The organism is Streptomyces sp. NPDC054765 (assembly GCF_053612065.1).
This window is the reverse complement of sequence record NZ_JBSHBP010000004.1, coordinates 16644-42582: the sequence shown is the minus strand read 5'-3', so window position 1 is coordinate 42582 and position 25939 is coordinate 16644. Positions and strand designations below refer to the sequence as shown.

The window sequence follows — 25939 nt, the reverse complement described above, 5'->3', positions numbered from 1 at the left end:
CTCAACGTCGCGCACCAGGCGGCGCGAGCGCATCAGCCGGCTCAGCGCCCCCTCTACCACCCATCTGCGCGGTCGGCGATCCGCATCTCGCACCAGGTCGTCTTGCCGCGGGGCAGCAGATCCACGCCCCAGCGGTCGGAGAGCTTGTCGACGAGGAAGAGTCCGCGGCCACTGATGTCCATCTCCTGGACCGGCATGAGACACGGCAGTCCGCGGGACGGGTCGCGCACCTCGATACGGATCCAGCCACGGCGGCGGAGCATCCGGAGCCCGAACGTACGGGCCCCGGTGTGCCGCACGGCGTTGCCGACGAGCTCGGAGACCAGCAGCACGGCATGCTCGGTGAGCTGGGGGGTCAGGGACCACTGTGTGAGGAGTACGGCGGCGGTCAGCCGGCGGGCGATGCCGGCGGACTGGGGGCGCGAGGGCAGCCGGACCGCACCGAGGGTGGGGTCGCCGACCAGATCGAGTGCCACGGACTCCGGTGCCCGGCGAGCCGGCGCGGTGTCTCCGTCCGCACCGGGGATGCCCCGTCGTGCGGCGGCCGGATCGCTCCGTGGCCGCGGATGCTCCATTCCTTCGAGGCCCGCCATGCGCCCCATCATGGCTGCTGCGTGGCGTCCACGGGGGCGGAACCGACGGAATCGATTGTCCGGAATCGTCGGTTCCAGCCCCCCGGCGAGACATCTGCCAACGGCGGTTAAGGTTCCGGTGCGGCCTGGCTGACCTGCGGTGGCACGGGATGTCCGAGGGCGCGGCCGGACACGTCAACAAGGCTGCCTTAAGGTGCAATTAAGCCTTTTCTTTTTCGCCCACACGAGGCATTGCACCGCGGCCAAACCTCACCCCTCCCGCCAACATCAGCTGTTTCAGCGGAACTTGGCCTTTCCCGGACCCTCCTCGACGAAGCTGCGCATGCCGGTCTCGCGGTCCTCGGTCGCGAACAGCCCCGCGAACCAGGTGCGTTCGACGGTCAGACCGGTGTCGATGTCCGTCTCCAGACCCGCGTCGACGGATTCCTTGGCGGCCCGCAGCGCCAGCGCGGGACCGGCCGCCAGCCGCGCCGCCCAGGCGTGCGCCTGCTCGTGGACCTCGGCGGCCGGCACCACCCGGTCGACCAGCCCGAGGGTGAGCGCCTCGTCGGCCTTCACCTGACGCCCGGTGAAGATCAGGTCCTTGGCCTTGGAGGGGCCCACCAGCCGCGCCAGCCGCTGGGTACCGCCTGCGCCCGGGATGAGGCCCAGCAGGATCTCCGGCTGGCCGAGCTTGGCGTTGTCGGCCGCGATCCGGAAGTCGGCGCACAGCGCCAACTCGCAGCCGCCGCCCAGCGCATAGCCGGTGATCGCGGCGACCACCGGCTTGGGAATCCGGGCCACGGCGGTGAACGAGTCCTGCAGGGCCTTGGAGCGCGCCACCATGGCCGGGTGGTCCATGGCCTGCATTTCCTTGATGTCCGCGCCGGCCGCGAACACCTTCTCACTGCCCCGGATGACGACGGCACGCACCTCGTCGCGGCGGGTGACCTCCTCGGCCAGTTCTCGCAGCCGGTCCTGGGTGGCGATGTCCAGTGCGTTCATCGGCGGACGGTCCAGGGAGATGATGCCGACGCCGTCGGCGACCTCGAGATTCACAGTCATGCCGGAAGGTTAGTACGCGTTAACGGCATCGGGCCCGGTGCACTCCGTCACAGTGCACCGGGCCCGGCCGTCCCGCGGCCGTCCTACCGGCCGGCCTGCCACTTCTCCCAGGAGAGGTTCCAGTCGCCGAAGCCGTTGTCCGGCTGGATCGTTTCGTCATGGGAGTTCTTGACGACGACCACATCGCCGATGAGGGAGTTGCGGAAGAACCACGCCGCCGGGGTGGAGCTGTCACCGCCACCGCGCTGGTCGAAGAGGCCCACACAGCCGTGACTGGCGTTGCGGGTGCCGAAGGTCGCGCTGCCCGACCAGTAGTTGCCGTGGATGAAGGTGCCGGAGGTGCTCAGCCGCATCGCGTGCGGCACGTCCTTGATGTCGTAGTCGCCGCCGAAGCCGACGGTGTCACCGTTCATCCGCGTCACGAGGTGCTTCTCGCTGATCACCATCTTGCCGTTGTAGGTCTCGGTGCCCGGCGCGCCCGAGGTGATCGGGATGGTCTTGATCCGCTTGCCGTCGCGGACCACGGTCATCTGCTTCGACTCGGCGTCGACCGTGCTGACCTGGCTGCGGCCGATGGTGAACGAGACCTCCTTGGTCTGGGTGCCGTAGACACCGGGCCGGCCCTCGACGCCGTTGAGGTCGAGCTTGAGGGTGACCTTGGTGCCGGCCGCCCAGTACTTCTCGGGGCGGAAGTCGAGCCGGTCGTTGCCGAACCAGTGGCCCTTGACCGGGACCGACGGCTCCGCGCTGACCTTGATGGCGCTCTCGACGGCCTTGGGGTCGGTGATACCACGGGTGAAGCGGAGCGAGACCGGCATTCCGACGCCGACCTGCTGGCCGTTCTCGGGGGTGTACTGGCCGATGAAGGTGTTCTTGGGGACGAGGGTGGTGAAGCTGGAGTGCTCGGCGGCCTCCCGGCCCTGGCCGTCCACCGCTATGGCGTCGACGGTGTACTCCGTCGAGGCGCCGAGATGGCCGCTCGGCCGCCACAGGGCGCCGCTGCCCGCTATCTGCCCGTCGACCTCGTTGCCCTTGCCGTCCTTGACCTTGACGGACTTGAGCGTGCCCTTCCGGGCGGTCACCTTCAGCACACCGCTGGTGGCGACGTCCCGCGCGCCGTCCTTGGGCGCTATCGTCACGGCCGCCTGCGAGGCGGCCCTGTCCCCGGCCTTGCCGGCCGGTTTGTCACCGTCGCCGTCGCCGCCGCACGCGCTCACCAGCAGCAGCATCGCACCTAGCAGGAGGGCCGGACCCCCGCTCCTGCGCGGCCATCGACGCCGGCGAGCCGGCTCCCCCGAATTCGGCTGGACGTTCACGACTGGCCCCTTTTCCCCTCGCACGGCCCGCGGTGCCCCGCGCGCGGACGCGGACAGCCGCGCGCTTGCCGTTAGATAACCACACCGCGGTGACAGTGAACTCCCCGTGAACGTCACCGTTCAGTCCCAAGTGCGGGGGTGGTGCGGGAGCAGGCGGCGGGCGGGTCGCCGGTCAGTGAAGCGCGGACCCGGCCCGCCACAGCTCCCACGGCATGTTCCAGCCGCCGAGGCCGTTGTCCGGCGCGACCGTGCGCTCCGGGGAGCCGTGCACCACCACGGTGTCGCCGACGATCGAGCGGCCGAAGAACCAGCCGGCCGGGGTGCCGGGGCCGCCGCCCTTGATGTCCTTGAGCCCGACGCAGCCATGGCTGGTGTTGAGGCCGCCGAAGACCTCCGGCGGCGCCCAGTAGTTGCCGTGCAGGAAGGTCCCGGACCTGGTCAGGCGCATGGCGTGCGGCACGTCCGGGATGTCGTACTCACCGCCGAAGCCGACGGTGTCGCCGTCCATCCGCGTCATCGAATGCCGTTCCAGGATCACCATCGTCCCGTTGTAGGTGGGGTTCTCGTCGTCGCCCGCGGTGACCGGCAGCACCGCCACCACATGGCCGGCCTGGCGCACCGTCATGGTGTGCCGGGCGGCATCGATCACGCTGACCTGGTCCCGGCCCACCCGGTAGTGGACGGTCCGGCGCTGCGTCCCGTAGACGCCCGCTCCGGCCTTCACCCCGCGCAGCCGCAGATCCACGGTGATCTCGGTGCCCGGACGCCAGCGTTCCCGGGGCCGGAAGTCCAGCCGGCGGTGGCCGAACCAGTGGGCGGCGACGCCGACGGCGGGCCGGGCACCGACCTTGACGGCGCGTTCGACGGCCGCGCGGTCGGCGACCGGCCGGTTGAAGACCAGCGAGAAGATCAGGCCGGTCCCGACCGTGGCATCGCTCTGCGGCGAGAAACGGCCGGTGAGGCGGCGGACGGGCGCAGCGGTGGTGAAGGTGGTGTGGCGGGCCGAACGGTGGCCCGCGCCGTCCAGCGCCACCACGTCGACGGTGTACTTCGCACCGAGCTGGAGGCGTCCGGGCACCGGCCGCCAGGTCATGCCGTCCGGCGAGATCCGCCCCGCGACGGGCTGCCGGCCGGCCCCACCGGTCCGGCCGGCCTCGACCCGCTCCAGCCGCCCCTCCGGCACCCGGACCTCGAACCGTCCGTCGGCCCGTACGCCGTGCGCGCCGTTGTGCGGGACGACCCGGATCGCTTCCTCCGGGGAGCGCGGTTTACCGCCGTCGAACACCTCCGCATCGCCGCAGCCGGCCAGCGCCACCGCCCCGGCGAGCCCGGCCACGGCGGCGAGCACGACGCGGGTACGGCGGGCCGCCCGCACCGCCGCCGGGCGGCCCGCCCGGCCCCGCGCCCGGTCCGGCACCCGGCTCCGCACCCGGATTCCCTGGCAGTGCTCGGCTCGGTCCCCTGCTCGGTCCTGCTGATGGGCGGTCATATACCGGATTGTGACGGATGATGCCCAAGTTGGGAGGTATGTCGCGTAAGGGAATGTCACGAACAGCGCGGCGCGGAACAATCAGCCCTCGCCGTGAGAAGCGTGCGGCAACGCCTGGTTGCGGGAAGAACAACGGGGAGGGCGGGACACCTGCACGGCCGGGACTCCCCCAGCCGGCGCTGGGGGGCACCCCCATGCCGGGACACCGCCCGACCGAGCCATGAGCCGCAGGAGGCCGGCACGTGTCGAGCGCACCCGAGCAGGAGGCGGTGGCGGATGAACCACTCGCCCCACCCGCGGACATCCGCCCCGGTAACCCCACCCCACTGGGGGCCCGGTACCGCACCGGCCCCGATGGCATCGCCGGCACCAACTTCGCCCTGTGGGCGGGCGGCGCCGAGGCCGTGGAGCTGTGTCTTTTCGACGACGCGGAGCGCGAGACGCGCCATGCGCTGACCGAGCTCACCCATGAGATCTGGCACGGCTTTCTGCCCGGCGTCCGCCCCGGCCAGCGCTACGGCTACCGGGTGCACGGCCGCTGGGACCCCTGGAGCGGCGCCCGCTGGAATCCGGCGAAGCTGCTGCTGGACCCGTACGCCAGGGCCGTGGACGGCGACTTCGGCACCCGTACCGAGCCGTCAGGACCGGGGTTCGCACTGCCCGCCCCGCTCTACGGACATGTCCGCGACTGGCCGGAGCAGCAGGTCGCCGACACCGTGCGCGACGACCGGGACTCGGCGCCGTACGTCCCCAAGGGCGTCGTGGTCGGCGAGGACACCGGGGACGAGGGCGGCGCCGACGAATGGGAGGACGACCGCCGGCCCAAGACACCATGGCCGGATTCCATCCTCTACGAACTGCATGTGCGCGGCTTCACGATGCGCCACCCCGGTATCCCGGAGCGGCTGCGCGGCACCTATGCCGGGCTCGCGCACCCCGCGGCGCTGGAGCACCTCGTCCGGCTCGGCGTCACCGCCGTCGAGCTGCTGCCCGTGCACCAGTTCGCCCATGAGGACCATCTGGTGCGCCGGGGCCTGCGCAACTACTGGGGCTACAACTCCATCGGCTACTTCGCGCCCCATGCCGGATATGCCGCCACCGGGACCCGGGGGCAGCAGGTCGGCGAGTTCAAACGGATGGTGCGGGCGCTGCACGACGCCGGGATCGAGGTGATCCTCGACGTCGTCTACAACCACACCGCGGAGGCCGGCGAGCTGGGCCCGACGCTCTCCCTGCGGGGCATCGACAACCGCGGCTACTACCGTCTGGCGGGTGAAGCCCGCCGCTACGCCGACTACACCGGCTGCGGCAACACCCTGCATGTCGTCCAGCCCCAGGTACTGCGTCTGATCACCGATTCGCTGCGCTACTGGGTCACCGAGATGGGTGTGGACGGCTTCCGATTCGATCTGGCGGCCGCGCTGGCCCGCTCCCTGCACGACGTCGACATGCTCTCCCCGTTCCTGGCGGTGATCGCCCAGGACCCGGTGCTGCGCCGGGTCAAGCTGATCGCGGAGCCCTGGGACGTGGGCTCCGGCGGCTATCAGGTCGGCGCCTTCCCGCCGTTGTGGACGGAGTGGAACGACCGCTACCGCGACACCGTCCGCGACTTCTGGCGCGGGGCCCAGCACGATGTCCGCGACCTGGGCTACCGGCTCTCCGGATCGAGCGACCTCTACGCCTGGGGCGGCCGCCGCCCGTACGCCTCGGTCAATTTCGTCACCGCGCACGACGGCTTCACCCTGCGCGACCTGGTCACCTACGAACACAAACGCAACGCGGACAACGGGGAGGGCAACCGCGACGGCACCCACGACAACCGGTCCTGGAACTGCGGCGCCGAGGGCGAGAGTGACGACCCGGCCGTCACCGGGCTGCGCCACCGCCAGCTGCGCAACCTCCTGACCACCCTCCTGCTCTCGACGGGCGTGCCGATGCTGGTCGCCGGTGACGAGATGGGCCGCACCCAGCACGGCAACAACAACGCCTACTGCCAGGACGGTCCGACCAGTTGGGTCGACTGGTCGCTGCTGGACGATCCGCAGTGGCGGCCGCTGGCCGGCCTCGCCGCCCGGCTCATCGCCCTGCGGCGCGCGCACCCCGTGCTCCGCCGCCGGGCATTCTTCTCCGGGCGGCCGGATCAGCAGGGCGGTCTGCGTGATCTCGCCTGGTTCACCGCGGACGGTACGGAGATGACCGAACAGGACTGGTTCACCCCGGGGGCCACGCTGGGCATGTACCTCTCCGGGAACGACATCTCCCAGCGCGATGCCCGGGGCATCCGCATCGTCGACGACAGCTTCCTCGCCATCCTCCACGCCGCCGCCCGGCCCCGCACGTTCACCCTGCCCGGACCGCCCTGGGCCCGCGCCTACGAGCTCCTCGTCGACACCGCACGGGAGGACCAGCCGGGGGCGGCGGAACCGCCGTACGCGGCGGGCAGCTCGATCACGCTGGCCGGGCGGTCGGTGGTGCTGCTCCGGGCGGTGCCGGGATGAGGCACGGGCCCGGCGGCCGGTGCGCGGGCGGCGGCCCGCCGGCGGCTCGAAACAGCGGGCCGCTGCGGTGCGCGGCAGAAATCCAGGTGAACGTTGTCAGTGGGGCGGCTTACGCTCGCGAATGATGGCCGACACCGCGCAGACGACGAACCCGACCGACCGGACCGCCTTACCCCAACGCTCCGCAGTGCGCTCGCTGTTGCGCCTGTGGCCGTTCATCCGCCCGGTGCGGGCGCGCCTGGGCACGGCCGCGTGCGTGGCGATACTCGCCTCGTGCATCAGCCTGGTCATCCCGCTGGTGCTCAAGTGGCTGGTGGACGGGCCGGTAGCGGAGCGCGACCCGGGCGGGGCATGGCTCGGCGGCGTCTTCCTGCTGCTCCTCGGACTGGCGGAGGCGCTGCTGTTCGGACTGCGGCGCTGGCTGGTGGCGCGCCCGCTGGCCGGGGTCGAGGCGGCGATGCGCGAGGCGCTGTACCGCCATCTGCAGCGGCTGCCGGTCGCCTTCCACGACCGCTGGCCCTCCGGCCAGTTGCTGTCACGGGGGACCACCGACCTTCAGCTGTTGCGGATGTTCTTCACCTTCCCGCTGACATTCCTGCTCGTCAACGGGGTGACCATTCTGGTAGGCGCGGTGATCCTCATGGTCCAGCGCTGGTCGCTGGGCCTGGTGCTGCTGGCACCGGTGCCACCGCTGATGGTGCTGTGCGCGATCTTCGAGGCGAAGTACGGGCGGGCGGCCCGCCGGGCCCAGGACCAGGTCGGCGATCTGACGACGGTGGTCGAGGAGTCGGTGCTCGGCATCCGCATCATCAAGGGCTTCGGGCGCCATCGCAGCCAGGCTCGTGCCTTCCACGAGCTGACCCGTGCGCTGCGGGCCACCGAGCTCGGCAAGGCGCGGCTGCTGGCCTGGATCTGGAGCTGCATCACCCTCCTTCCGGAGCTGGCGATCGGCGGCGCCCTGGTGTGCGGCGCGGTGCAGGTGGCGGACGGCGAGCTGTCCGCGGGCACCCTCGTCGCGTTCCTGTCGACGGCGCTGGCGCTGCGCTGGCCGGTGGAATCGACCGGCTTCCTGCTGGCCATGGGCAACGAGGCGGCAACGGCCACCGACCGGTACTTCGAGGTCATGGATGAGCCCGCGGTGGAGGAATCGGCGAAGGGCAGGGGGACCGGGGACGTACGGGGCGGGGACGCACGGGACAGGGACGTACCGACCGGGAGCGCGCCGCCCGTGGACGCACCGACCGCAACCGCCCGCCCCGCGGACGCACCGACCACGGACGCGCCGACCCCCACCGCACGGCCCACGGACGCACCAGCCCAGCGGTTCCCCGCGTCGCCCGGCACCGGCGGACTGGTCTTCTCCGGCATCGAGTTCCGCTACCCCGATGCGCCGCCGGACGCCCCGCCCCTCCTCAAGGACCTCACCCTGCACATCCGGCCCGGCGAGACGATGGCGCTGGTCGGGGCGACGGGCAGCGGGAAGACCACGCTCACGGCACTGGTGCCGCGGCTCTACGACCCGACCGCGGGCCGGATCACCCTCGACGGGCACGATCTGGCGACGCTCAGCCGGGACGAGGCCCGTGCGCTGGTCGCGGTGGCCTTCGAGGAGCCCACACTCTTCTCGGCGACCGCCGCGGAGAACGTGCTGATGGGCGGAGAGGGTGCCCAAGACGGCGCTCTCCGGCAGGCGTTGGCGGTGGCGCAGGCGGAGGGATTCGTCGACGCCCTCCCCGAGGGCAGCGCGACCCAGGTCGGTGAGCAGGGGCTGAGCCTGTCCGGCGGGCAGCGGCAACGGCTCGCCCTGGCCCGTGCGGTGGTCGGCCGGCCGCGCTTCCTGATTCTCGACGATCCGCTCTCCGCCCTCGATGTGCACACCGAGGCCCTGGTGGAGGCGGCGCTGCGCCGGGCCCTGGCGGCCACCACCGCCCTGGTCGTCGCCCACCGGCCGTCCACGGTCCAGCTCGCCGACCGGGTGGCGCTGCTGTCCGGCGGCCGGATCGCCGCCGTGGGCACCCACCACCAACTGCTCCGGGACAACCCCGAGTACGCCACCTTGATGTCCGGCGAGGGAGAGGGCGCACGTTGACCACCACTGCAACCGGCCTCCCGCCCGACGACCCCGAGGAGTCCGCCCCGCAGCAACGGCCTCCCGCAGGGCACTCCGGCCCGCAGCAACGGCCTCCTGCCCCGCCCCACCGCCCGGAGGCCGAGGGCACCCCGGAGGCCGAGGGCTCCCCCGCCACCGACGCCTTCGCCCGCGATGTGCTCCCCACCCCCAAGGGGGCCTCGCGCACCCTCCTGGCTTCCCTGCTGGCGCCGCACCGGCGCCGGGTCCGGTGGGTGGCCGTTGCGCTGCTGCTCCAGCAGGCCGCCGTGCAGGCCGGTCCGCTGCTGGTCGCCTACGCGCTCGACAGGGCGGTGCCGGCGCTGCGGGCGGGCGATCACGGGCCGCTGATCGCCGTGGCGGTGGCGGCGGTGCTGTGCGCGGTGGCGTCCGGCGGGTTGCAGTTCGGCTTCGTCCAGCTCTCCGCCCGGGTCAGTCAGGATGTGCTGCTCGACCTCCGCGGCCGGATCTTCCGGCATGCGCAGGCGCTGAGCCTGGACTTCCACGAGCGCTATACGTCCGGCCGGCTGATCTCCCGCGCCACCACGGACGTGGAGTCGCTGCGTGAACTCCTGGAGGAGGGGCTGCAGGAGCTGATCACGATCGTTCTCTCGACGGTCTGCATCACCGCCACCCTGGTCTGGCTGGACTGGGGATTCGGCACGGCCGCCCTCGTCTCCGCCGGACCGCTCGCCCTCCTCGTACGCTCCTTCCGGCGCCGTTCGCACCGGGTCTACAGCGCGAAGTCCACGGCGATGGCGGGCGTCATCGTGAAGTTCACCGAGACCCTCAACGGCATCCGCCCGGTGCAGGCGTTCCGCCGCGAGCGCCCGAACGACGCCGCCTTCGCCCGGCTGAACCACGACCACGCCCGGGTCAACGGCGACACCTCCCTGGAGATGGCGCGCTACGCCGTCTCCTCCCGGCTGGTGGCCAACACCGCAGTGGCCGCGCTCGTCGTGTGGGGCGCCTATCGCGTGGCCACGGGAGGGCTGGCGCTCGGTGTGCTGGCAGCCGGGGTGCTCTATCTTCGGCGGCTGTACGACCCCATCGACCGGCTCGGGATGTTCCTCAACTCGTACGAATCCGCGGCCGCTTCCCTCCAGAAGATCGCCGGTCTGCTGGCCCTTCGCCCCGGCGTCCCGGAGCCCGGGGCACCTGCCGCGCTGCCGGCCGTCGCGGCGGGCCGGGCGGGCCGCGAGATCACCTTCCGCGGCGTCCGGTTCGCCTACCGCTCCGGCGGCGAGGTGCTGCCCCGCTTCGATCTGACCCTGGCGGCGGGCGCGACCGTCGCCGTGGTGGGTGCCACCGGCGCCGGGAAGTCCACCCTCGCCAAGCTGCTGGCCCGTTTCTACGACCCGACCGAGGGCCAGGTGCTGCTCGACGGTGTCGATCTGCGGGCGCTGTCCACCACCACGCTGCGCCGCGATGTCGTCATGGTCACCCAGGAGGCGTTCCTGTTCTCCGGCACGGTCGCCGACAACATCGCCCTCGGCCGCCCGGACGCCACCCGTGAGGAGATCGAACGCGCCGCGGAGTCCCTCGGCGCCCATGACTTCATCACCGCACTGCCGGACGGCTACGACACCGACGTCCGCAAGCGCGGCGGCCGTATCTCGGCCGGGCAGCGCCAACTGGTCGGCTTCGCCCGCGCCCTGCTCGCCGACCCCGCCGTCCTCATCCTCGACGAGGCCACCAGCTCCCTGGACATCCCCGGCGAACGCGCGGTGCAGCGCGCCATGGCCACGGTGCTGCAGGACCGTACGGCCCTGGTGATCGCGCATCGCCTCTCGACCGTCGAGATCGCCGACCGGGTCCTGGTCATGGCCGACGGCCGGATCATCGAGGACGGCCCGCCACAGGACCTGATCGCCGGCCGGGGCCGGTTCGCGGAGCTGCACCGGGCATGGCGGGACAGCGTGGGCCCGCAGACGACCTGAGGGGACGGACGGTATGAGGGGCGGACGCATGAGGGGGCGGACAGCATGACAGATTCGGCGGACGGCATCGCGGCCACGGCGGACGGCGGCCCGGTCGTTCCCGGCCATCGCGGTGCCGGGCGGTATCTGTGGTGGCTGGTGGTCAGCCAGCGCAGGCGGGTGGCGGCGGGCGCCTCGTACGGGAGTCTGTGGATGGTGGGGCTGATGCTGCCGCCGTATGTGCTGTCCCGGGCCATCGACGACGGGCTGGTGCCCGGCCGGATGCCGGTGCTGGCCGGCTGGGTGGCGGCGCTGCTGGCCGTCGGAGCGGTGAACGCCTGGCTGGCGGTCATGCGGCATCGCACGATGACCCGGATCCGCATGGACGCCACCTTCCGTACGGTGCGGGCCGTCGTGGCGCAGACGCTGCGGCTGGGGGCCTCGCTGTCCCACAAGGTGACGGCCGGGGAGGTCGTCACGATCGGGATCGGCGATGTCGCGGTGATCAGCCAGACGCTGACGATGACCGGGCCCGGCGTCGGCGGGGTGCTGGCGTATGCGGTCGTCGCCGTCCTGTTGCTGGCCGTCTCGCCGGTACTGGCCGTGGTGGTGCTGCTGGGTGTGCCACTGCTCGCGGTGCTGGTCGGACCGCTGCTGGGACGGCTGCAGGGAGCGGAGACGCGGTACCGCGAACGGCAGAGCGGGCTGGCGGAGCGACTGACGGACCTGGTCGGCGGGCTGCGGGTACTCAACGGCCTCGGCGGGAAAGAGGTGTTCGCCGACCGCTACCGGCGCGCATCGCAGACGCTGTGCCACGAGGGGTACCGCGTCGGTGCGGTAACGAGCTGGGTCCAGGCGCTCGGGGTCGGCCTGCCGACGCTGTTCCTGGCCGCGGTGACCTGGCCGGCGGCACGGATGGCGGCCCAAGGGTCCATCACCGTGGGTGAGTTGGTGGCGGTCTACGGCTATGCGGCGGCGCTGGTGGTGCCGGTGTCGTTCTTCATCGAGGGCGGCTACGACCTCACCCGGGGACTGGTGGCCGCCCGGCGGGTCGTGCGGTTCCTGGCGCTGGAGCCGGACCGCACGGACCACCCAGGCGATACCGGCGTGGCGCAGGACCCTCCCGGCATCCCGTCCGCGCTGCACGATCCGGTCTCGGGCGTCGAGGTGGCGCCCGGCCTGCTGACGGCGCTGGCCACCGCCCGGCCGGCCGAGTCGGCGGCGGTGGTCGACCGCCTCGGCCGGTTCGCGGATTCGGCCGCGGCCTGGGGTGCGGTACGTCTCGACGAGATCGCGCCACCGCAGCTGCGCGAGCGGATCCTCGTGGCGGACAACGAAGCGGATCTGTTCTCCGGGACGCTGCGCGAGGTGATCTCCGGGCGCCGGGACCGGACCGAGGAGGCGATCGGCCACGCCGTGCGTACGGCCATGGCCGAGGACATCGTCCACGGTCTGCCCGACGGGCTCGACGCACCGGTCGAGGCCCGGGGCCGCAATCTCTCCGGCGGGCAGCGCCAGCGGCTGCGACTGGTGCGGGCCCTGCTGGCCGACCCCGAGGTGCTGCTCGCCGTCGAACCGACCTCGGCGGTCGACGCACACACCGAAGCGGCCATCGCGACCCGGCTGCACGCCGCCCGTGCGGGCCGGACGACGGTCGTCACCAGCGCCTCCCCCCTCCTGCTCGACCGGGCCGACCGCGTGTACTTCCTCGTCGACGGCACGGTCGCGGCCGTCGGCAGCCATCGTGAACTCCTCGGCTGTCAGCCCGGATACCGCCGCCTGGTCTCCCGCGGCGAGGGCGGGGAGTACGGGGAGAACGGGAAGAACAGGGAGGACGACGGCACCGGCCCCGCGGGCGCGGCCGGGGTGTCCGTGGCGGAGGAGGGCGCGCGATGAGGGCAGCCACCCCACGGTCCGGACGGACCGACGACGCGCCGGCGGACGGCGCGGCGCTCCCGGTGGCCGATCCGGCCGCCACCCGGCGGGCGGCGCTCCGGCTGATCGGGCGGGACCGCCGGGCCTTCGCCCTGATGCTCGCGCTGAACGCACTCGCCGCCGGCGCCGGCCTGGCCGGCCCGTGGCTGCTCGGCCGGATCGTGGACACCGTGCGGGACGGCGGCTCGGTACGCGCGGTGGACCGGCTGGCGATGGTCATCCTGGTGTGCGCGGTGGCGCAGCTGCTGCTGGCGCGGTACGCCCGGTTCGTCGGGCACCGCTTCGGTGAGCGAACCGTGGCGCGGATCCGTGAGCAGTACGTCGACCGGGCGCTGGCGTTGCCCGCCGCGACGGTGGAGCGGGCGGGTACCGGCGATCTGACGGCCCGTGGCACCTCGGACGTCACCTCGGTGGCACAGACACTGCGGGACGCGGCGCCGGAGGTGTTCATCGCCGGATCGCAGGTGCTGTTCCTGCTCGGTGCGGTGGTGGTGCTCCAACCGCTGCTCGGCGCGTGCGGGCTGGGGCTGCTGTGCGGCCTGGTGACGGTCCGGTGGTATCTGCGCCGGGCACACGCCGCGTATCTGGCGGAGGGGGCGGCGACCTCGGCGCTGGCCGAGCTGCTGGCGGCCACCGCCACGGGCGCCCGGACCGTCGAGGCCCTGGGGCTGGAGGAGCGCCGGACGGCGGCGAGCGAGCGGGCCGTCGAGCGGTGCCGCCGCACCCGCACCCGCACGCTGTTCCTGCGCAGCGTGCTGCTGCCCGCCGTGGACGTCTCCTATGTCCTGCCCGTGGTCGGCGTCCTGCTGATCGGCGGGGCGTTGCAGGGGCAGGGCGGGATCAGCCTGGGCGTGGTGGTATCCGCGGCACTGTATCTGCGGCAGCTGTCCGAGCCGCTGGCGACGATCCTGCTCTGGGTCGAACAACTGCAGAGCAGCGGCGCCGCGTTCGCCCGCGTCGAGGGCCTGGCCCGGTCACCGCGGACGGCCGGGACCACCCCGGCGGCCCTCCTGCCTCACCCGTCCCCCGAGGCTTCCCCCGACGGCGACCGCATCGACGTCACCGCCGTCCACTACGCCTACGACAGCACGGGCAGCGGCCCGCGCTCCGCCGCCCCCCGCGATGTCCTGCAGGGCGTGGACCTGACCGTCCGCCCCGGCGAACGCCTGGCCCTGGTCGGCCCCTCGGGAGCCGGCAAGTCCACCCTGGGGCGGCTGCTGGCCGGTATCGACGCGCCGCGCAGCGGCTCGGTGACGGTCGGGCGGGTGCCGATCGCCGCACTGGACCCGGAGACGCTGCGCCGGCAGGTCGTCCTCGTGACACAGGAGCACCATGTCTTCCTCGGCACCGTCCGGGACAATCTGCAGATCGCCGCGCCCGAGGCCGATGACGCCACGCTGCGCGCCGCCCTCGCCGCCGTGGGCGCCGACTGGGCCGGGGAACTGCCGGCCGGCCTGGACACCGGTCTCGGTGCCGGCGGCCACCGCCCCGATGGCGCCCAGTCCCAGCAGCTGGCTCTGGCACGCGTGGTGTTGGCGGATCCGCACACCCTGATCCTGGACGAGGCCACCGCACTGCTCGATCCCCGTACGGCACGCCACACCGAACGCGCACTGGCCGCCGTCCTCAAGGGCCGTACGGTCATCGCCATCGCCCACCGGCTGCACACCGCACACGACGCGGACCGGGTGGCCGTCATGGAGGGCGGCCGGCTGACCGAACTGGGCACCCACGACGAGCTGGTGGCGGCGGAAGGCGCGTACGCGGCCCTGTGGCGCTCCTGGCACGGCTAGGGCGGTTTTTCACCATCCCGCCTTCGCAGTCCCGCCTTCACCGCCCGGTCCTCACCGTCCCGTCGTCCCGCTCGCCGGGCCTCGGGCGGACCGTCACCGTACGTGGCGCCGACGGCGCGTGAGGAGGTACGCCGGGGAGAAGCGCTCCGGTCTGCCCCCGGAGCCCGGGGAGCCGCCCTGGGGACGGATCTTCATGGACGGGATCCGGACGGCTATGAGCTGCGGTTCAAGCGGTTTTGGGAGGTTTGAAAGGGCGTGGACGGGTTGCGCCGCCGATCACGGGCCGTCCGTCTTCCGGACACCGATTTCGCGCAACGGACGGTTTCCGGCCAATTCGTTGAACGGTGCCTGACAACAAGCCACTTGCGGTGGGACTCTTCCCCGCAGTCGCCGCACGGATCCCCACAGCACCCGTCCTGCGGCCGCAGGTTCCACCTGCTCCACCCGCTGCACCCGTACGCCCCGCACTACCCGTACGCCCCGCTCCACCCGTACGTCTCCCCCCACACGCTCCAAGAGTTCTGCCTCGCTCTGCCCGGACGGCCGTTTTGCCGCCCGGTCCCCCTCGGCCGCATCGCCACGCAGCGGCCACCGCAGAAGGAGTCAGTGTGAGACGCACCCCCCATGGACGCGCTGTTGCGACCGGTGCACTCGTCGCCGTCACCGCGATGCTGGCAGTCGGCGTCCAGGCCGGTACCGGCACGGCGGCCGCCCCGCGGCCGGGCACCACGCATGCCACCCCCGATCCCGGCGCGCTGCCGGCCAAGCTGTCCCCGTCCCAGCGTGCGGAGCTGATCCGGGCAGCCAGTGCCACCACCGCCGAGACCGCGCGACAGCTGAAGCTCGGCGCGATGGAGAAGCTGGTCGTCAAGGACATCTCGAAGGATGTCGACGGCACCGTCCACACCCGCTACGAGCGCACCTACGACGGACTGCCCGTCCTCGGCGGTGACCTCGTGGTGCACCAGGCCAAGGGCGGCGCCCTCAAGGGCGTCACCAAGGCCGTACGCTCCCGGCTCGCGGTCCCGACCACCACCGCGAAGGTGCGGCCGGCCGCCGCCGAGGCGAAGGCCGTGAAGTCGGCGCAGTCGCTCGGGTCGAAGAAGACCGAGGCCGCCAAGGCCCCGCGCAAGGTGATCTGGGTCGCCGACGGCAAGCCGCTGCTCGCCTACGAGACGGTGGTCGGCGGGCTGCAGGACGACGGCACCCCCAACCAGCTGCACGTGATCACGGATGCCACGACCGGCGCCAAGCTCTACGAGTACCAGGGCATCGAGAAGGGCATCGGCAACAGCGAGTACAGCGGCAAGGTCACCTTCGGGACCTCGGGCTCGGCCCCGAACTTCTCGATGACCGACCCGACCCGCGGCAACCACAAGACGTACGACCTCAATCACGGATCCTCGGGGACCGGCACGCTGTTCACCGACCCCGACGACACCTGGGGCGACGGCACGACCGCCAACGCCCAGACGGCCGGTGTCGACGCGGCCTACGGCGCCCAGGAGACCTGGGACTACTACAAGAACGTGCACGGCCGCAGCGGTATCCGCGGTGACGGCGTCGGCGCCTACTCCCGCGTCCACTACGGCAACAGCTACGTCAACGCCTTCTGGGACGACGGCTGCTTCTGCATGACGTACGGCGACGGTAGCAACAACGCCGACCCGCTGACCGCCATCGACGTGGCCGGCCACGAGATGTCGCACGGCGTCACCGCGGCCACCGCGGGGCTCAACTACAGCGGCGAGTCCGGCGGCCTCAACGAGGCCACCTCGGACATCTTCGGCACGGCGGTGGAGTTCTACGCCAACAACCCCGCCGACCCCGGTGACTACCTCATCGGCGAGAAGATCAACATCAACGGCGACGGCACCCCGCTGCGCTACATGGACAAGCCGTCCAAGGACGGTCAGTCGGCGGACTACTGGTCGAGCACCGTCGGCAACAAGGACGTGCACTACTCGTCCGGTGTCGCCAACCACTACTTCTACCTGCTGTCCGAGGGCAGCGGCGCGAAGGACATCAACGGCGTCCACTACGACAGCCCGACCTTCGACAACCTGCCGGTGCCGGGCATCGGCCGGGCCAACGCCGAGAAGGTCTGGTTCAAGGCACTCAGCCAGTACATGAGCGCCAACACCAACTACGCGGGCGCCCGCACCGCCACCCTGCAGGCCGCGGCGGACCTGTTCGGCCAGGGCAGCGCGACGTACAACACCGTCGCCAACACCTGGGCGGCGGTCAACGTCGGCGCGCGCGTCCCGGACGGCGGCGCGGTCACCGTCACCAACCCGGGCAACCAGTCCAGCACCGTGGGCCAGCCCGCCGGCCTGCAGATCAAGGCGACCAGCGGCACCGCGGGCGCGCTGTCGTACGCGGCGACCGGGCTGCCCGCCGGACTGTCGATCGACGCGGCCTCCGGGCTGATCTCCGGGACGCCGACCGCGGCCGGCACCAGCAATGTGACGGTCACGGTCACCGACGCCGCGAAGAAGACCGGGACGGCCGCCTTCACCTGGACGGTCAGCACCTCCGGCGGCGGCAACGTCTTCGAGAACACCGACGACGTGGCCATCCCGGACGCGGGGGCGGCGGTCGCCTCGCCGGTCAACGTCACCCGCAGCGGCAACGCCCCGAGCACGCTCAAGGTCGGGGTGGACATCGTCCACAGCTACCGCGGCGACCTGGTCATCGACCTGATCGCCCCGGACGGCACGGCCTACCGGCTGAAGAACTCCAGCGCGTTCGACTCGGCGGCCGACGTGAAGACGACGTACACCGTCAACGCCTCCTCCGAGAAGGCGAGCGGCACCTGGAAGCTGCGGGTTCAGGACGTCTATGCACAGGACTCCGGCTACATCAACAGCTGGAAGCTGACGTTCTGATCGTGCGTCGGCACCCGGCCGTCACCCTGGTGTGACATAGGCGGGTCGGCGGATCACCGCACGTCGCAACTGACCCGCTGGGCAACCCTGTTGGGCGTCACTCCCGGATCTTCGGGGGTGGCGCCCAGCTCCGTTATACGAACAGCGATCACCTCTCTACGGACAATTTTCAGCCAAACTCCGAACACCCTCCTGACATGCACGCGTTCGAATGGCAGTCTTCCCGAACGCACGTCACACCCGCATCGCTTTGCACCCCCACCACTTGGCAAAGTTGAAGGAGCACGCGTGACCCCCCACATGTCCCGTAAGGCCCGTGTCACCGGTACCGCCCTCGCGGCGGCGGCCCTCCTGGCCGCCGGTATCACCGCAGGTACCGCCGGTGCCTCGCCCGTCCAGGCCCCCACCGCGGACGGTTCACCCCTCAAGCTGAGCGCCTCGCACCGCGCGGAACTGCTGCGTGACGCGAGCGCCACCAAGGCGCAGACCGCCAAGGAACTCGGCCTGGGCGCGCAGGAGAAGCTGGTCGTCAAGGACGTCATCAAGGACGCCGACGGCACCACGCACACCCGCTACGACCGCACCTACGCCGGAATGCCGGTGCTGGGCGGCGACCTGGTCGTGCACACCGCCAAGGGCGGCGCGATCAAGAGCACCACCAAGTCGACCGAGAAGTCGGTGAAGGTGGCCTCCACCACGGCGAAGATCGCCCCGGCGGCTGCCGCGCAGTCCGCCCAGGGCATCGCGGCGAAGTCGCTCAGCGCCAAGAAGGCCGACGCGCAGACCCCCAAGAAGGTCGTCTGGGCCGCCTCCGGCACGCCCGTCCTCGCCTACGACACCATCGTCAAGGGTGTCAAGAAGGACGGCACCCCCAGCCGGATGCACCTCATCACGGACGCCAACAGCGGCAAGAAGCTGTTCCAGTACGACGAGATCCGTACCGGCAAGGGCGAGAGCGAGTTCAGCGGCAGCGTCGACCTGGGCACCACCAAGGAGGGCAGCGGCTACACGCTGACCGACAAGGAGCGCGGCGGTCACAAGACCACCAACCTGGAGAACGGCGAGTCCGGTGACGGCAAGGCCTTCACCGACGACGACGACAAGTGGGGCACCGGCAAGGCCGACGACCCGCAGACCGCTGCCGTCGACGCCCACTACGGCGCGGCCGAGACCTGGGACTACTACAAGAACGTCCAGGGTCGCAACGGCATCAAGGGCGACGGCAAGGGTGCCTCCTCGCGCGTCCACTACGGCAACAGCTACGTCAACGCCTTCTGGGACGACAGCTGCTTCTGCATGACGTACGGCGACGGCGAGGGCAACAAGGCCCCGCTCACCGCCCTCGACGTCGCGGCGCACGAGATGTCGCACGGTGTCACCTCCGCCACCGCCAACCTCACCTACAGCGGTGAGTCCGGCGGCCTGAACGAGGGCACCTCGGACATCTTCGGCACCTCGGTCGAGTTCTACGCCAAGAACGCCCAGGACCCGGGCGACTACCTCATCGGCGAGAAGATCAACATCAACGGTGACGGCAAGCCGCTGCGCTACATGGACAAGCCGTCCAAGGACGGTCAGTCGAAGGACTTCTGGGACTCCAGCACCGGTGGCCTCGACCCGCACTACTCCTCAGGCGTCGCCAACCACTTCTTCTACCTGCTGTCCGAGGGCAGCGGCGCGAAGGAGATCGGTGGCGTCAAGTACGACAGCCCGACGGCCGACGGCTCCAAGGTCGAGGGCATCGGCCGGGACAAGGCCGAGAAGATCTGGTTCAAGGCCCTGACCGAGTACATGACCTCGAACACCGACTACAAGGGTGCGCGCGAGGCGACCGTCAAGGCCGCCACCGACCTGTACAAGGCCGGCAGCCCCGAGGTCAAGGGCGTCGAGGCCGCATGGAACGGTGTCGCCGTCAAGTAACGCACCGAGCGGGAACGTGCTGATCATCCCGGGGTGAGCCCACCCCGGTGCGGGCGGTGCCCGGAGAACTCTTCTCCGGGCACCGCCTTTCGCATGCCTCCGCCTTCGCATGCCTCCGCCGTTCGCATGCCACGGGCTTTCGCATGCCGCCGCCTTTCGCATGCCACCGGCTTTCGCATGCCACCGGCATGCCATGAGGGCGGCCCCCGGCTTTTCCGGCAACTCACCTGCGGAAATGCCTGGTTCACCGCTCCACCACACCCGGCGGCCCGCCCGGCCGCGGCGTCCCCGATATGGCTGATTCCACCCCCGCATGCGCCCTTGTACGGACTCCCCGGCAGAGGGAGGCTGCCCTGTGGCGCCGATGGGCCCCGGCGCGGCACCACCGGACACCCGCACACCGCAACTCCGCTGAGATCACACCGAGTTGAGGAGGCGAACGCCGACCGTGTCAGCGCAGCGCCGCAGTCTCCCGCGCGGGGGCGGGGGAGTTTCTGCCGGGCCACGGCGGGTCCGTGGCCACGTACCGGTCATTCACCTTCCGCCGGATTGTCCGGCCGCCGTCCGCGGGAAGGCTCACCGGGTACGCCCTTCCTCACCCGCGTTGCACACCTGCACAGGATCCACCGGGGGAACCACCGACCGGAGGCCGGGGGAGCGCCGACCCGCCCCGCCGTGCCATCCGCCAGCCGAGTGAAAGCGGACAGGAGCGCCCATGCCCGCACCCGGCCCCCTGGCCGTGGAGCGGATACAAAGGACAAAACCCCGCAAAGCATCACAAGCCCAGGTGAGCCCATGATCGGTCGCATTCCTGTTCTGGACATCCACCCGCAGATCGATTGCGGCCGCCGCCCGGCGAAGGCGGTGGTGGGTGAGACGTTCGAAGTCTCGGCCACGGTCTTCCGCGAAGGGCACGACGCCGTCGCGGCGAACGTGGTGCTGCGCAATCCGGCCGGCCGCTGCGATTCCTGGACCCCGATGCAGGAACGGGTGCCCGGCACCGACCGGTGGAGCGCCGAGGTCACCCCCGGCATCGAGGGCCGCTGGTCGTTCACCGTCGAGGCCTGGTCCGATCCGGTCACCACCTGGCGGCGCCACGCCGTCATCAAGATCCCGGCGGGCATCGACACCGAGCTGGTGCTCGCCGAGGGCGCCGGGCTCCATGAGCGGGCGGCCTCGGAGGTCCCCAAGAGCGACGGCCGGGAGTCGGTGCTCGCCGCCGTGGACACCCTGCGCAACCCCGACCTGCCCGCCGCCACCCGACTGGCCGCGGCGCTCTCCCCCCAGGTCACCGCCGCGCTGGACCGCCACCCGCTGCGCGAACTGCTGACCGTCTCGCGCCCGATGCCCCTGGTGGTCGAGCGCCGGCGGGCGCTGTACGGCTCGTGGTACGAGCTCTTCCCGCGCTCCGAGGGCGCCACCGTCGCCCCGGACGGCACGGCCGTCAGCGGGACCCTGCGCACCGCCGCCGAACGACTCCCGGCCGTCGCCGCCATGGGCTTCGACGTGGTCTATCTGCCGCCGGTCCACCCCATCGGCACCTCCTTCCGCAAGGGCCCCAACAATGCGCTCTCGGCCGGCCCGGACGATGTCGGCTCCCCCTGGGCGATCGGCTCGGCGGCCGGCGGCCATGACGCGCTCCACCCGGACCTGGGCACCTTCGAGGACTTCGACCACTTCGTGCGCACGGCCCGCGAGCTGCGGATGGAGGTGGCCCTGGACTTCGCGCTGCAGTGCTCCCCCGACCACCCCTGGGTCACCCTGCACCCCCAGTGGTTCCATCACCGCGCGGACGGCTCGATCGCCTATGCCGAGAACCCGCCGAAGAAGTACCAGGACATCTACCCGATCGCCTTCGACGCCGACTTCCGCGGACTGGTCCGCGAGACCGAACGGCTGCTGCGCTTCTGGATGGCGAAAGGCGTACGGATCTTCCGCGTGGACAACCCGCACACCAAGCCGGTGGCCTTCTGGGAGAAGGTGATCGGCGAGATCAACCGCACCGACCCGGATGTGCTCTTCCTCGCCGAGGCCTTCACCCGGCCGGCCATGGTGCACACCCTCGCCCGGATCGGCTTCCACCAGTCGTACACGTACTTCACCTGGCGCAACACCAAGCAGGAGCTGACCTCCTACCTGACCGAGCTGAGCGGCGACAGTGCCGGCTATCTGCGGCCCAACTTCTTTGTGAACACTCCGGACATCCTGCACGCCTACCTCCAGGAGGGCGGCCGGCCCGCCTTCGAGGTGCGCGCGGTCCTGGCCGCCACCCTCTCCCCCGCCTGGGGGGCCTACGCCGGATACGAACTCTGCGAGTCGACGCCGCTGCGCCGCGGCAGCGAGGAGTACCTCGACTCGGAGAAGTACCAACTGAGGCCGCGCAACTGGGACACGGCGGCCAGGGAGGGACGCACCATCGCCCCTCTGATCTCCACGCTCAACCGCATCCGCCGCCGGCACCCTGCCCTGCAGCAGCTGCGCAATCTGCATTTCCACCACGTCGACAACGAAGCCGTCATTGCCTTCTCCAAGCACGAGGGGCACGGCGACCGGGCCGACACGGTGCTCACGGTGGTCAACCTCGACCCGCACCACACCCACGAGGCGACGGTGTCGTTGGACATGCCGGAACTCGGCCTCGGCCGGCTCGAGTCCTTTCCGGTGCGCGACGAGCTCACCGGCGATACCTACCACTGGGGCAGGGACAACTATGTGCGCCTGGAGCCGGGCCGCTCGCTCGCGCCCGCCCATGTGCTGTCGCTGCGACCGTCCTCACCGATCGGAGGGTCACCCAATTGATCGTCAATGAGCCTGTCCCCGACACATTCGAGGACACCCCGGCGAAGGACCGCGATCCCGACTGGTTCAAACGGGCCGTCTTCTACGAAGTCCTGGTGCGCTCCTTCCAGGACAGCAATGGCGACGGCATCGGCGACCTCAAGGGCATCACGGCGAAGCTCGACTATCTGCAATGGCTGGGGGTGGACTGCCTCTGGCTGCCGCCGTTCTTCAAATCCCCCCTGCGGGACGGCGGTTACGATGTCGCCAATTACACCGCGGTGCTTCCCGAATTCGGCGATCTGGCCGACTTCGTGGACTTCGTGGACGCCGCGCACCATCGCGGCATGCGGGTCATCATCGACATGGTGATGAACCACACCAGCGACCAGCACCCGTGGTTCCAGGAGTCGCGCACCGACCCCGACGGGCCGTACGGCGACTATTACATGTGGGCCGACGACGACAAGCAGTACGCCGACGCCCGCATCATCTTCGTCGACACCGAGGCCTCCAACTGGACCTTCGACCCGGTCCGCAAGCAGTACTACTGGCACCGCTTCTTCTCCCACCAGCCGGACCTCAACTACGAGAACCCGGCGGTCCAGGAGGAGATGATCTCCGCGCTGCGCTTCTGGCTCGACCTGGGGGTCGACGGCTTCCGGCTGGACGCCGTGCCGTACCTCTACGCCGAGGAGGGCACCAACTGCGAGAATCTGCCCGCCTCGCACGCCTTCCTCAAACGGGTCCGCGCGGAGATCGACGCACACTATCCCGACACCGTGCTGCTGGCCGAGGCCAATCAATGGCCGGAGGACGTCGTCGACTATTTCGGCGATTACGGTGTCGGCGGCGACGAATGCCATATGGCCTTCCACTTCCCGGTCATGCCGCGCATCTTCATGGCGGTACGCCGTGAATCGCGCTATCCGGTCTCGGAAATCCTCGCCAAGACCCCGGCGATCCCGTCCGGCTGCCAGTGGGGCGTCTTCCTGCGCAACCACGACGAGCTGACCCTCGAAATGGTCACGGACGAAGAGCGCGACTACATGTACGCGGAGTACGCCAAGGACCCGCGTATGCGCGCCAATATCGGCATCCGCCGCCGGCTGGCCCCGCTGCTCGACAACGACCGCAATCAGATCGAGCTCTTCACGGCCCTGCTGTTGTCCCTGCCGGGCTCGCCGATTCTCTATTACGGCGACGAGATCGGCATGGGCGACAACATCTGGCTCGGCGACCGGGACGCGGTGCGCACCCCGATGCAGTGGACGCCGGACCGCAATGCCGGATTCTCCTCCTGCGACCCGGGCCGGCTCTTCCTGCCGACGATCATGGATCCGGTCTACGGCTACCAGGTCACCAACGTCGAGGCCGCGATGAGTTCGCCCTCCTCGCTGCTGCACTGGACCCGCCGGATGATCGAGATCCGTAAGCAGAACCCGGCGTTCGGGCTCGGCAGCTACACCGAGCTGTCCTCCACCAATCCGGCCGTGCTGGCTTTCCTGCGGGAGGCACCGGGCAGCGGCGGCGCGGATGACGACCTGGTGCTGTGCGTGCACAATTTCTCGCGCTTCGCCCAGCCCACGGAGCTGGACCTGCGGGCGTTCAGCGGCCGCCATCCGGTGGAACTCATCGGCGGTGTCCGCTTCCCGGCCGTCGGGGAGCTGCCGTATCTGCTGACCCTCGCGGGCCACGGGTTCTACTGGTTCCGGCTGCGCAGAAACTCCGGCTAGCCCCAGTGCCCCGACCGGGCACGGGTGCCGGGAACACGCCCGTACGCGGCCGCATGGCGCGTACGGGCGTTTTTTGACCTTTCACCCGGGCAGCCTCCCCAGTACCGCACGGGCCGGGTGAGCCGTCGTCGGCCCCCGGCCCGGCAGGGGGAGCCGCCGTGCAGCGGAGCAGGGCACGCCGGAATACCGCTGCCGTACGGACGATCTCGCACGATGCTCTCCCGGACTCCGTCTGGGGGTACCCCCACCGCGCCATCGCACAGTCCAGGCCGTATTCCGGGACACTTTGCCCTATATGTCGTGTGCCCGGGGAAAGGACGCGACGCCATGTCGGACACCGCCTCGACCCGTGCCACCCGAAACACCCCTGATCACCGCCCGCTCGTCGCCGCACCCGATCTGCTGTCCTCGCTGGCGCCCCTGCTCGCCGAGTGGGTACCGCGCCAGCGCTGGTTCGCCGGCAAGGGACGGCTGATCACCGGCTTCACGCTGCTCTCGGCGACCGAGCTGCTGCCGTGCACCGACGCGAGCGCGCCCGGTCTGCTGCTCCTGCTCGTCCGCGCCCAGCAGAGCGCGCCACCGAGCCGCACACCGGCCGGCGACGACTGCTACCAGCTTCTGCTGGGGGTGCATCCGGCGCTGTCACCGCAGCTGGCGCCCGCCGTGATCGGCCGTCCCGGCGGCGGCCCACTGCGCGGCCGCACCGTCTACGACGCACTGCTCGACAACCGGCTGTGCGGGCTGCTGCTGGAGCGGCTGCGGGTGCCGGGCCGGCTCGGCGCGCTGCGCTTCTGCCGGGAACCCGGCGCCGACATCCCCTCCGGGCTGCCGGGCCGGCCGATCGCCGTCGAACAGTCCAACTCCTCGATCGTCTACGGCGATTCCTTCATTCTGAAGGTCTTCCGGCGGATCGAGCCGGGCATCAACCCGGATCTGGAGCTGCCGCGGGCGCTGGCGGACGCCAAGTGCGGCCGGGTGCCCGCGCCCGCCGCATGGTTCGAGTCGGCGGCGGCCGAGGAGGGCGGCGAGGCGACGACGCTCGGCGTGCTCCAGCCGTTCCTGCCGGGTTCGGCGGACGGCTGGCAGCTGGCGCTGCACGCGCTGGCCGTCCGCGCCGACTTCACCGGCTCGGCGCGGGCGCTCGGCCATGCCACCGCCGAGGTGCACACCGCGCTCGCCCAGACACTGCCGACCACCGAGCTGCGCCGCCCGCAGCTGGCGGCGATCGCCGCCGGGATGAACGAGCGGCTGGCGGCCACCGCCCGTGCGGTGCCCGTGCTGCAGCCCTACCGCCCCCGGCTGCGCACCGCCTTCGACGCGCTGGCCGCGATCGGCCACGACGGGCGCAGCTGGGCCGCCCAGCGCATCCACGGCGATCTGCATCTGGGCCAGACCCTGCGCTCCGCCGACGAGGGCCGCTGGTCGCTGATCGACTTCGAGGGCGAACCCGCCCGCCCGCTGGCCGAGCGGCGCCGCCCGCAGCCGGCGGTGCGCGATATCGCCGCGATGCTGCGCTCCTTCGACTACGCCGCGCGCAGCGGACCGGCCGGCGGGGACCCCTGGTCGCTGGAGTGGGCCCGGCGCACCCGCGAGGCCTACTGCCGGGGCTATGCGGAGGCCGGTGGGCTCGATCCGCGCTCCGTGCCCGAACTGATGCGCGCCTACGAGACCGACAAGGCCGTCTACGAGGTGCTCTACGAGGCCCGGCACCGGCCCGACTGGCTGTCCGTCCCGATGGCCGCCATCCGGCGGCTGGCGGCCGGCGGGGAGCCTGCCGTGGGGGCGGACGGGGCCGGCCCGGCCCGGTCCGCCGGGTCCGACAACGGCTGGGGGTGAGGGGCCGCAGACGAACCGCCGAGCCGCTGCCCGTACGCCCCACCGACCCGACCGACGTCCCGTCCCGCCCCGCCCCGCCCCGAGGAG

The 25939-nt window shown here is 71.4% G+C and carries 14 protein-coding genes; 10 read left to right on the top strand and 4 right to left on the bottom strand.

Features of this window, described 5'->3' with window-relative positions:
- Positions 1 to 53 precede the first annotated feature (53 nt).
- From ACWGJY_RS04210 to ACWGJY_RS04195, 4 genes are all read right to left on the bottom strand, one after another.
- On the bottom strand, positions 54 to 605 hold the full coding sequence (locus tag ACWGJY_RS04210; RefSeq protein ID WP_453259252.1) for an ATP-binding protein: 552 nt from the start codon (positions 603 to 605) through the stop codon (positions 54 to 56).
- A gap of 264 nt (positions 606 to 869) precedes the next feature.
- Positions 870 to 1637, bottom strand: a complete 768-nt coding sequence (locus tag ACWGJY_RS04205) for an enoyl-CoA hydratase/isomerase family protein (RefSeq protein ID WP_453259251.1) — start codon at positions 1635 to 1637, stop codon at positions 870 to 872.
- Positions 1638 to 1720: 83 nt separating this feature from the next.
- Positions 1721 to 2953, bottom strand: coding sequence for a L,D-transpeptidase (locus ACWGJY_RS04200; protein WP_453259250.1), 1233 nt, complete (start codon positions 2951 to 2953; stop codon positions 1721 to 1723).
- A 172-nt stretch (positions 2954 to 3125) separates the two neighbouring features.
- Positions 3126 to 4442 (bottom strand): Ig-like domain-containing protein, encoded by a 1317-nt coding sequence (locus ACWGJY_RS04195; RefSeq protein WP_453259249.1) that lies wholly within the window; start codon positions 4440 to 4442, stop codon positions 3126 to 3128.
- Between the two features lie 242 nt (positions 4443 to 4684).
- On the opposite strand from ACWGJY_RS04195, the gene glgX reads away from it, so the two are divergent.
- The 10 genes from glgX (at position 4685) to ACWGJY_RS04145 (ending at position 25852) form a co-directional block, all read left to right on the top strand.
- On the top strand, positions 4685 to 6940 hold the full coding sequence (gene glgX / locus ACWGJY_RS04190; protein ID WP_453259248.1) for a glycogen debranching protein GlgX: 2256 nt from the start codon (positions 4685 to 4687) through the stop codon (positions 6938 to 6940).
- 124 nt (positions 6941 to 7064) lie between these two features.
- Positions 7065 to 9029, top strand: coding sequence for an ABC transporter ATP-binding protein (locus tag ACWGJY_RS04185; RefSeq protein WP_453259247.1), 1965 nt, complete (start codon positions 7065 to 7067; stop codon positions 9027 to 9029).
- A complete protein-coding gene (locus ACWGJY_RS04180; protein WP_453259246.1) occupies positions 9026 to 10987 on the top strand; it encodes an ATP-binding cassette domain-containing protein in 1962 nt (653 codons plus the stop codon). The genes ACWGJY_RS04185 and ACWGJY_RS04180 overlap by 4 nt, the downstream gene beginning before the upstream one ends.
- A 45-nt stretch (positions 10988 to 11032) precedes the next feature.
- Positions 11033 to 12862 (top strand): ABC transporter transmembrane domain-containing protein, encoded by a 1830-nt coding sequence (locus tag ACWGJY_RS04175; RefSeq protein WP_453259245.1) that lies wholly within the window; start codon positions 11033 to 11035, stop codon positions 12860 to 12862.
- Positions 12859 to 14694, top strand: a complete 1836-nt coding sequence (locus tag ACWGJY_RS04170; protein WP_453259244.1) for an ABC transporter ATP-binding protein — start codon at positions 12859 to 12861, stop codon at positions 14692 to 14694. Before ACWGJY_RS04175 ends, ACWGJY_RS04170 begins: the two co-directional genes overlap by 4 nt.
- A gap of 608 nt (positions 14695 to 15302) precedes the next feature.
- Positions 15303 to 17582, top strand: coding sequence for a M4 family metallopeptidase (locus ACWGJY_RS04165; protein ID WP_453259243.1), 2280 nt, complete (start codon positions 15303 to 15305; stop codon positions 17580 to 17582).
- A 288-nt stretch (positions 17583 to 17870) separates the two neighbouring features.
- Complete coding sequence (locus ACWGJY_RS04160) at positions 17871 to 19502, top strand: M4 family metallopeptidase (protein WP_453259242.1); 1632 nt, start codon at positions 17871 to 17873, stop codon at positions 19500 to 19502.
- A gap of 795 nt (positions 19503 to 20297) precedes the next feature.
- On the top strand, positions 20298 to 22301 hold the full coding sequence (locus ACWGJY_RS04155) for a maltotransferase domain-containing protein (RefSeq protein WP_453259241.1): 2004 nt from the start codon (positions 20298 to 20300) through the stop codon (positions 22299 to 22301).
- Entirely contained in the window at positions 22298 to 24016 is a 1719-nt protein-coding gene (gene treS, locus ACWGJY_RS04150) for a maltose alpha-D-glucosyltransferase (protein ID WP_453259240.1), read from the top strand. The genes ACWGJY_RS04155 and treS overlap by 4 nt, the downstream gene beginning before the upstream one ends.
- 327 nt (positions 24017 to 24343) lie before the next feature.
- Positions 24344 to 25852, top strand: a complete 1509-nt coding sequence (locus ACWGJY_RS04145) for a maltokinase N-terminal cap-like domain-containing protein (protein ID WP_453259239.1) — start codon at positions 24344 to 24346, stop codon at positions 25850 to 25852.
- The last annotated feature ends 87 nt before the right edge of the window (positions 25853 to 25939 follow it).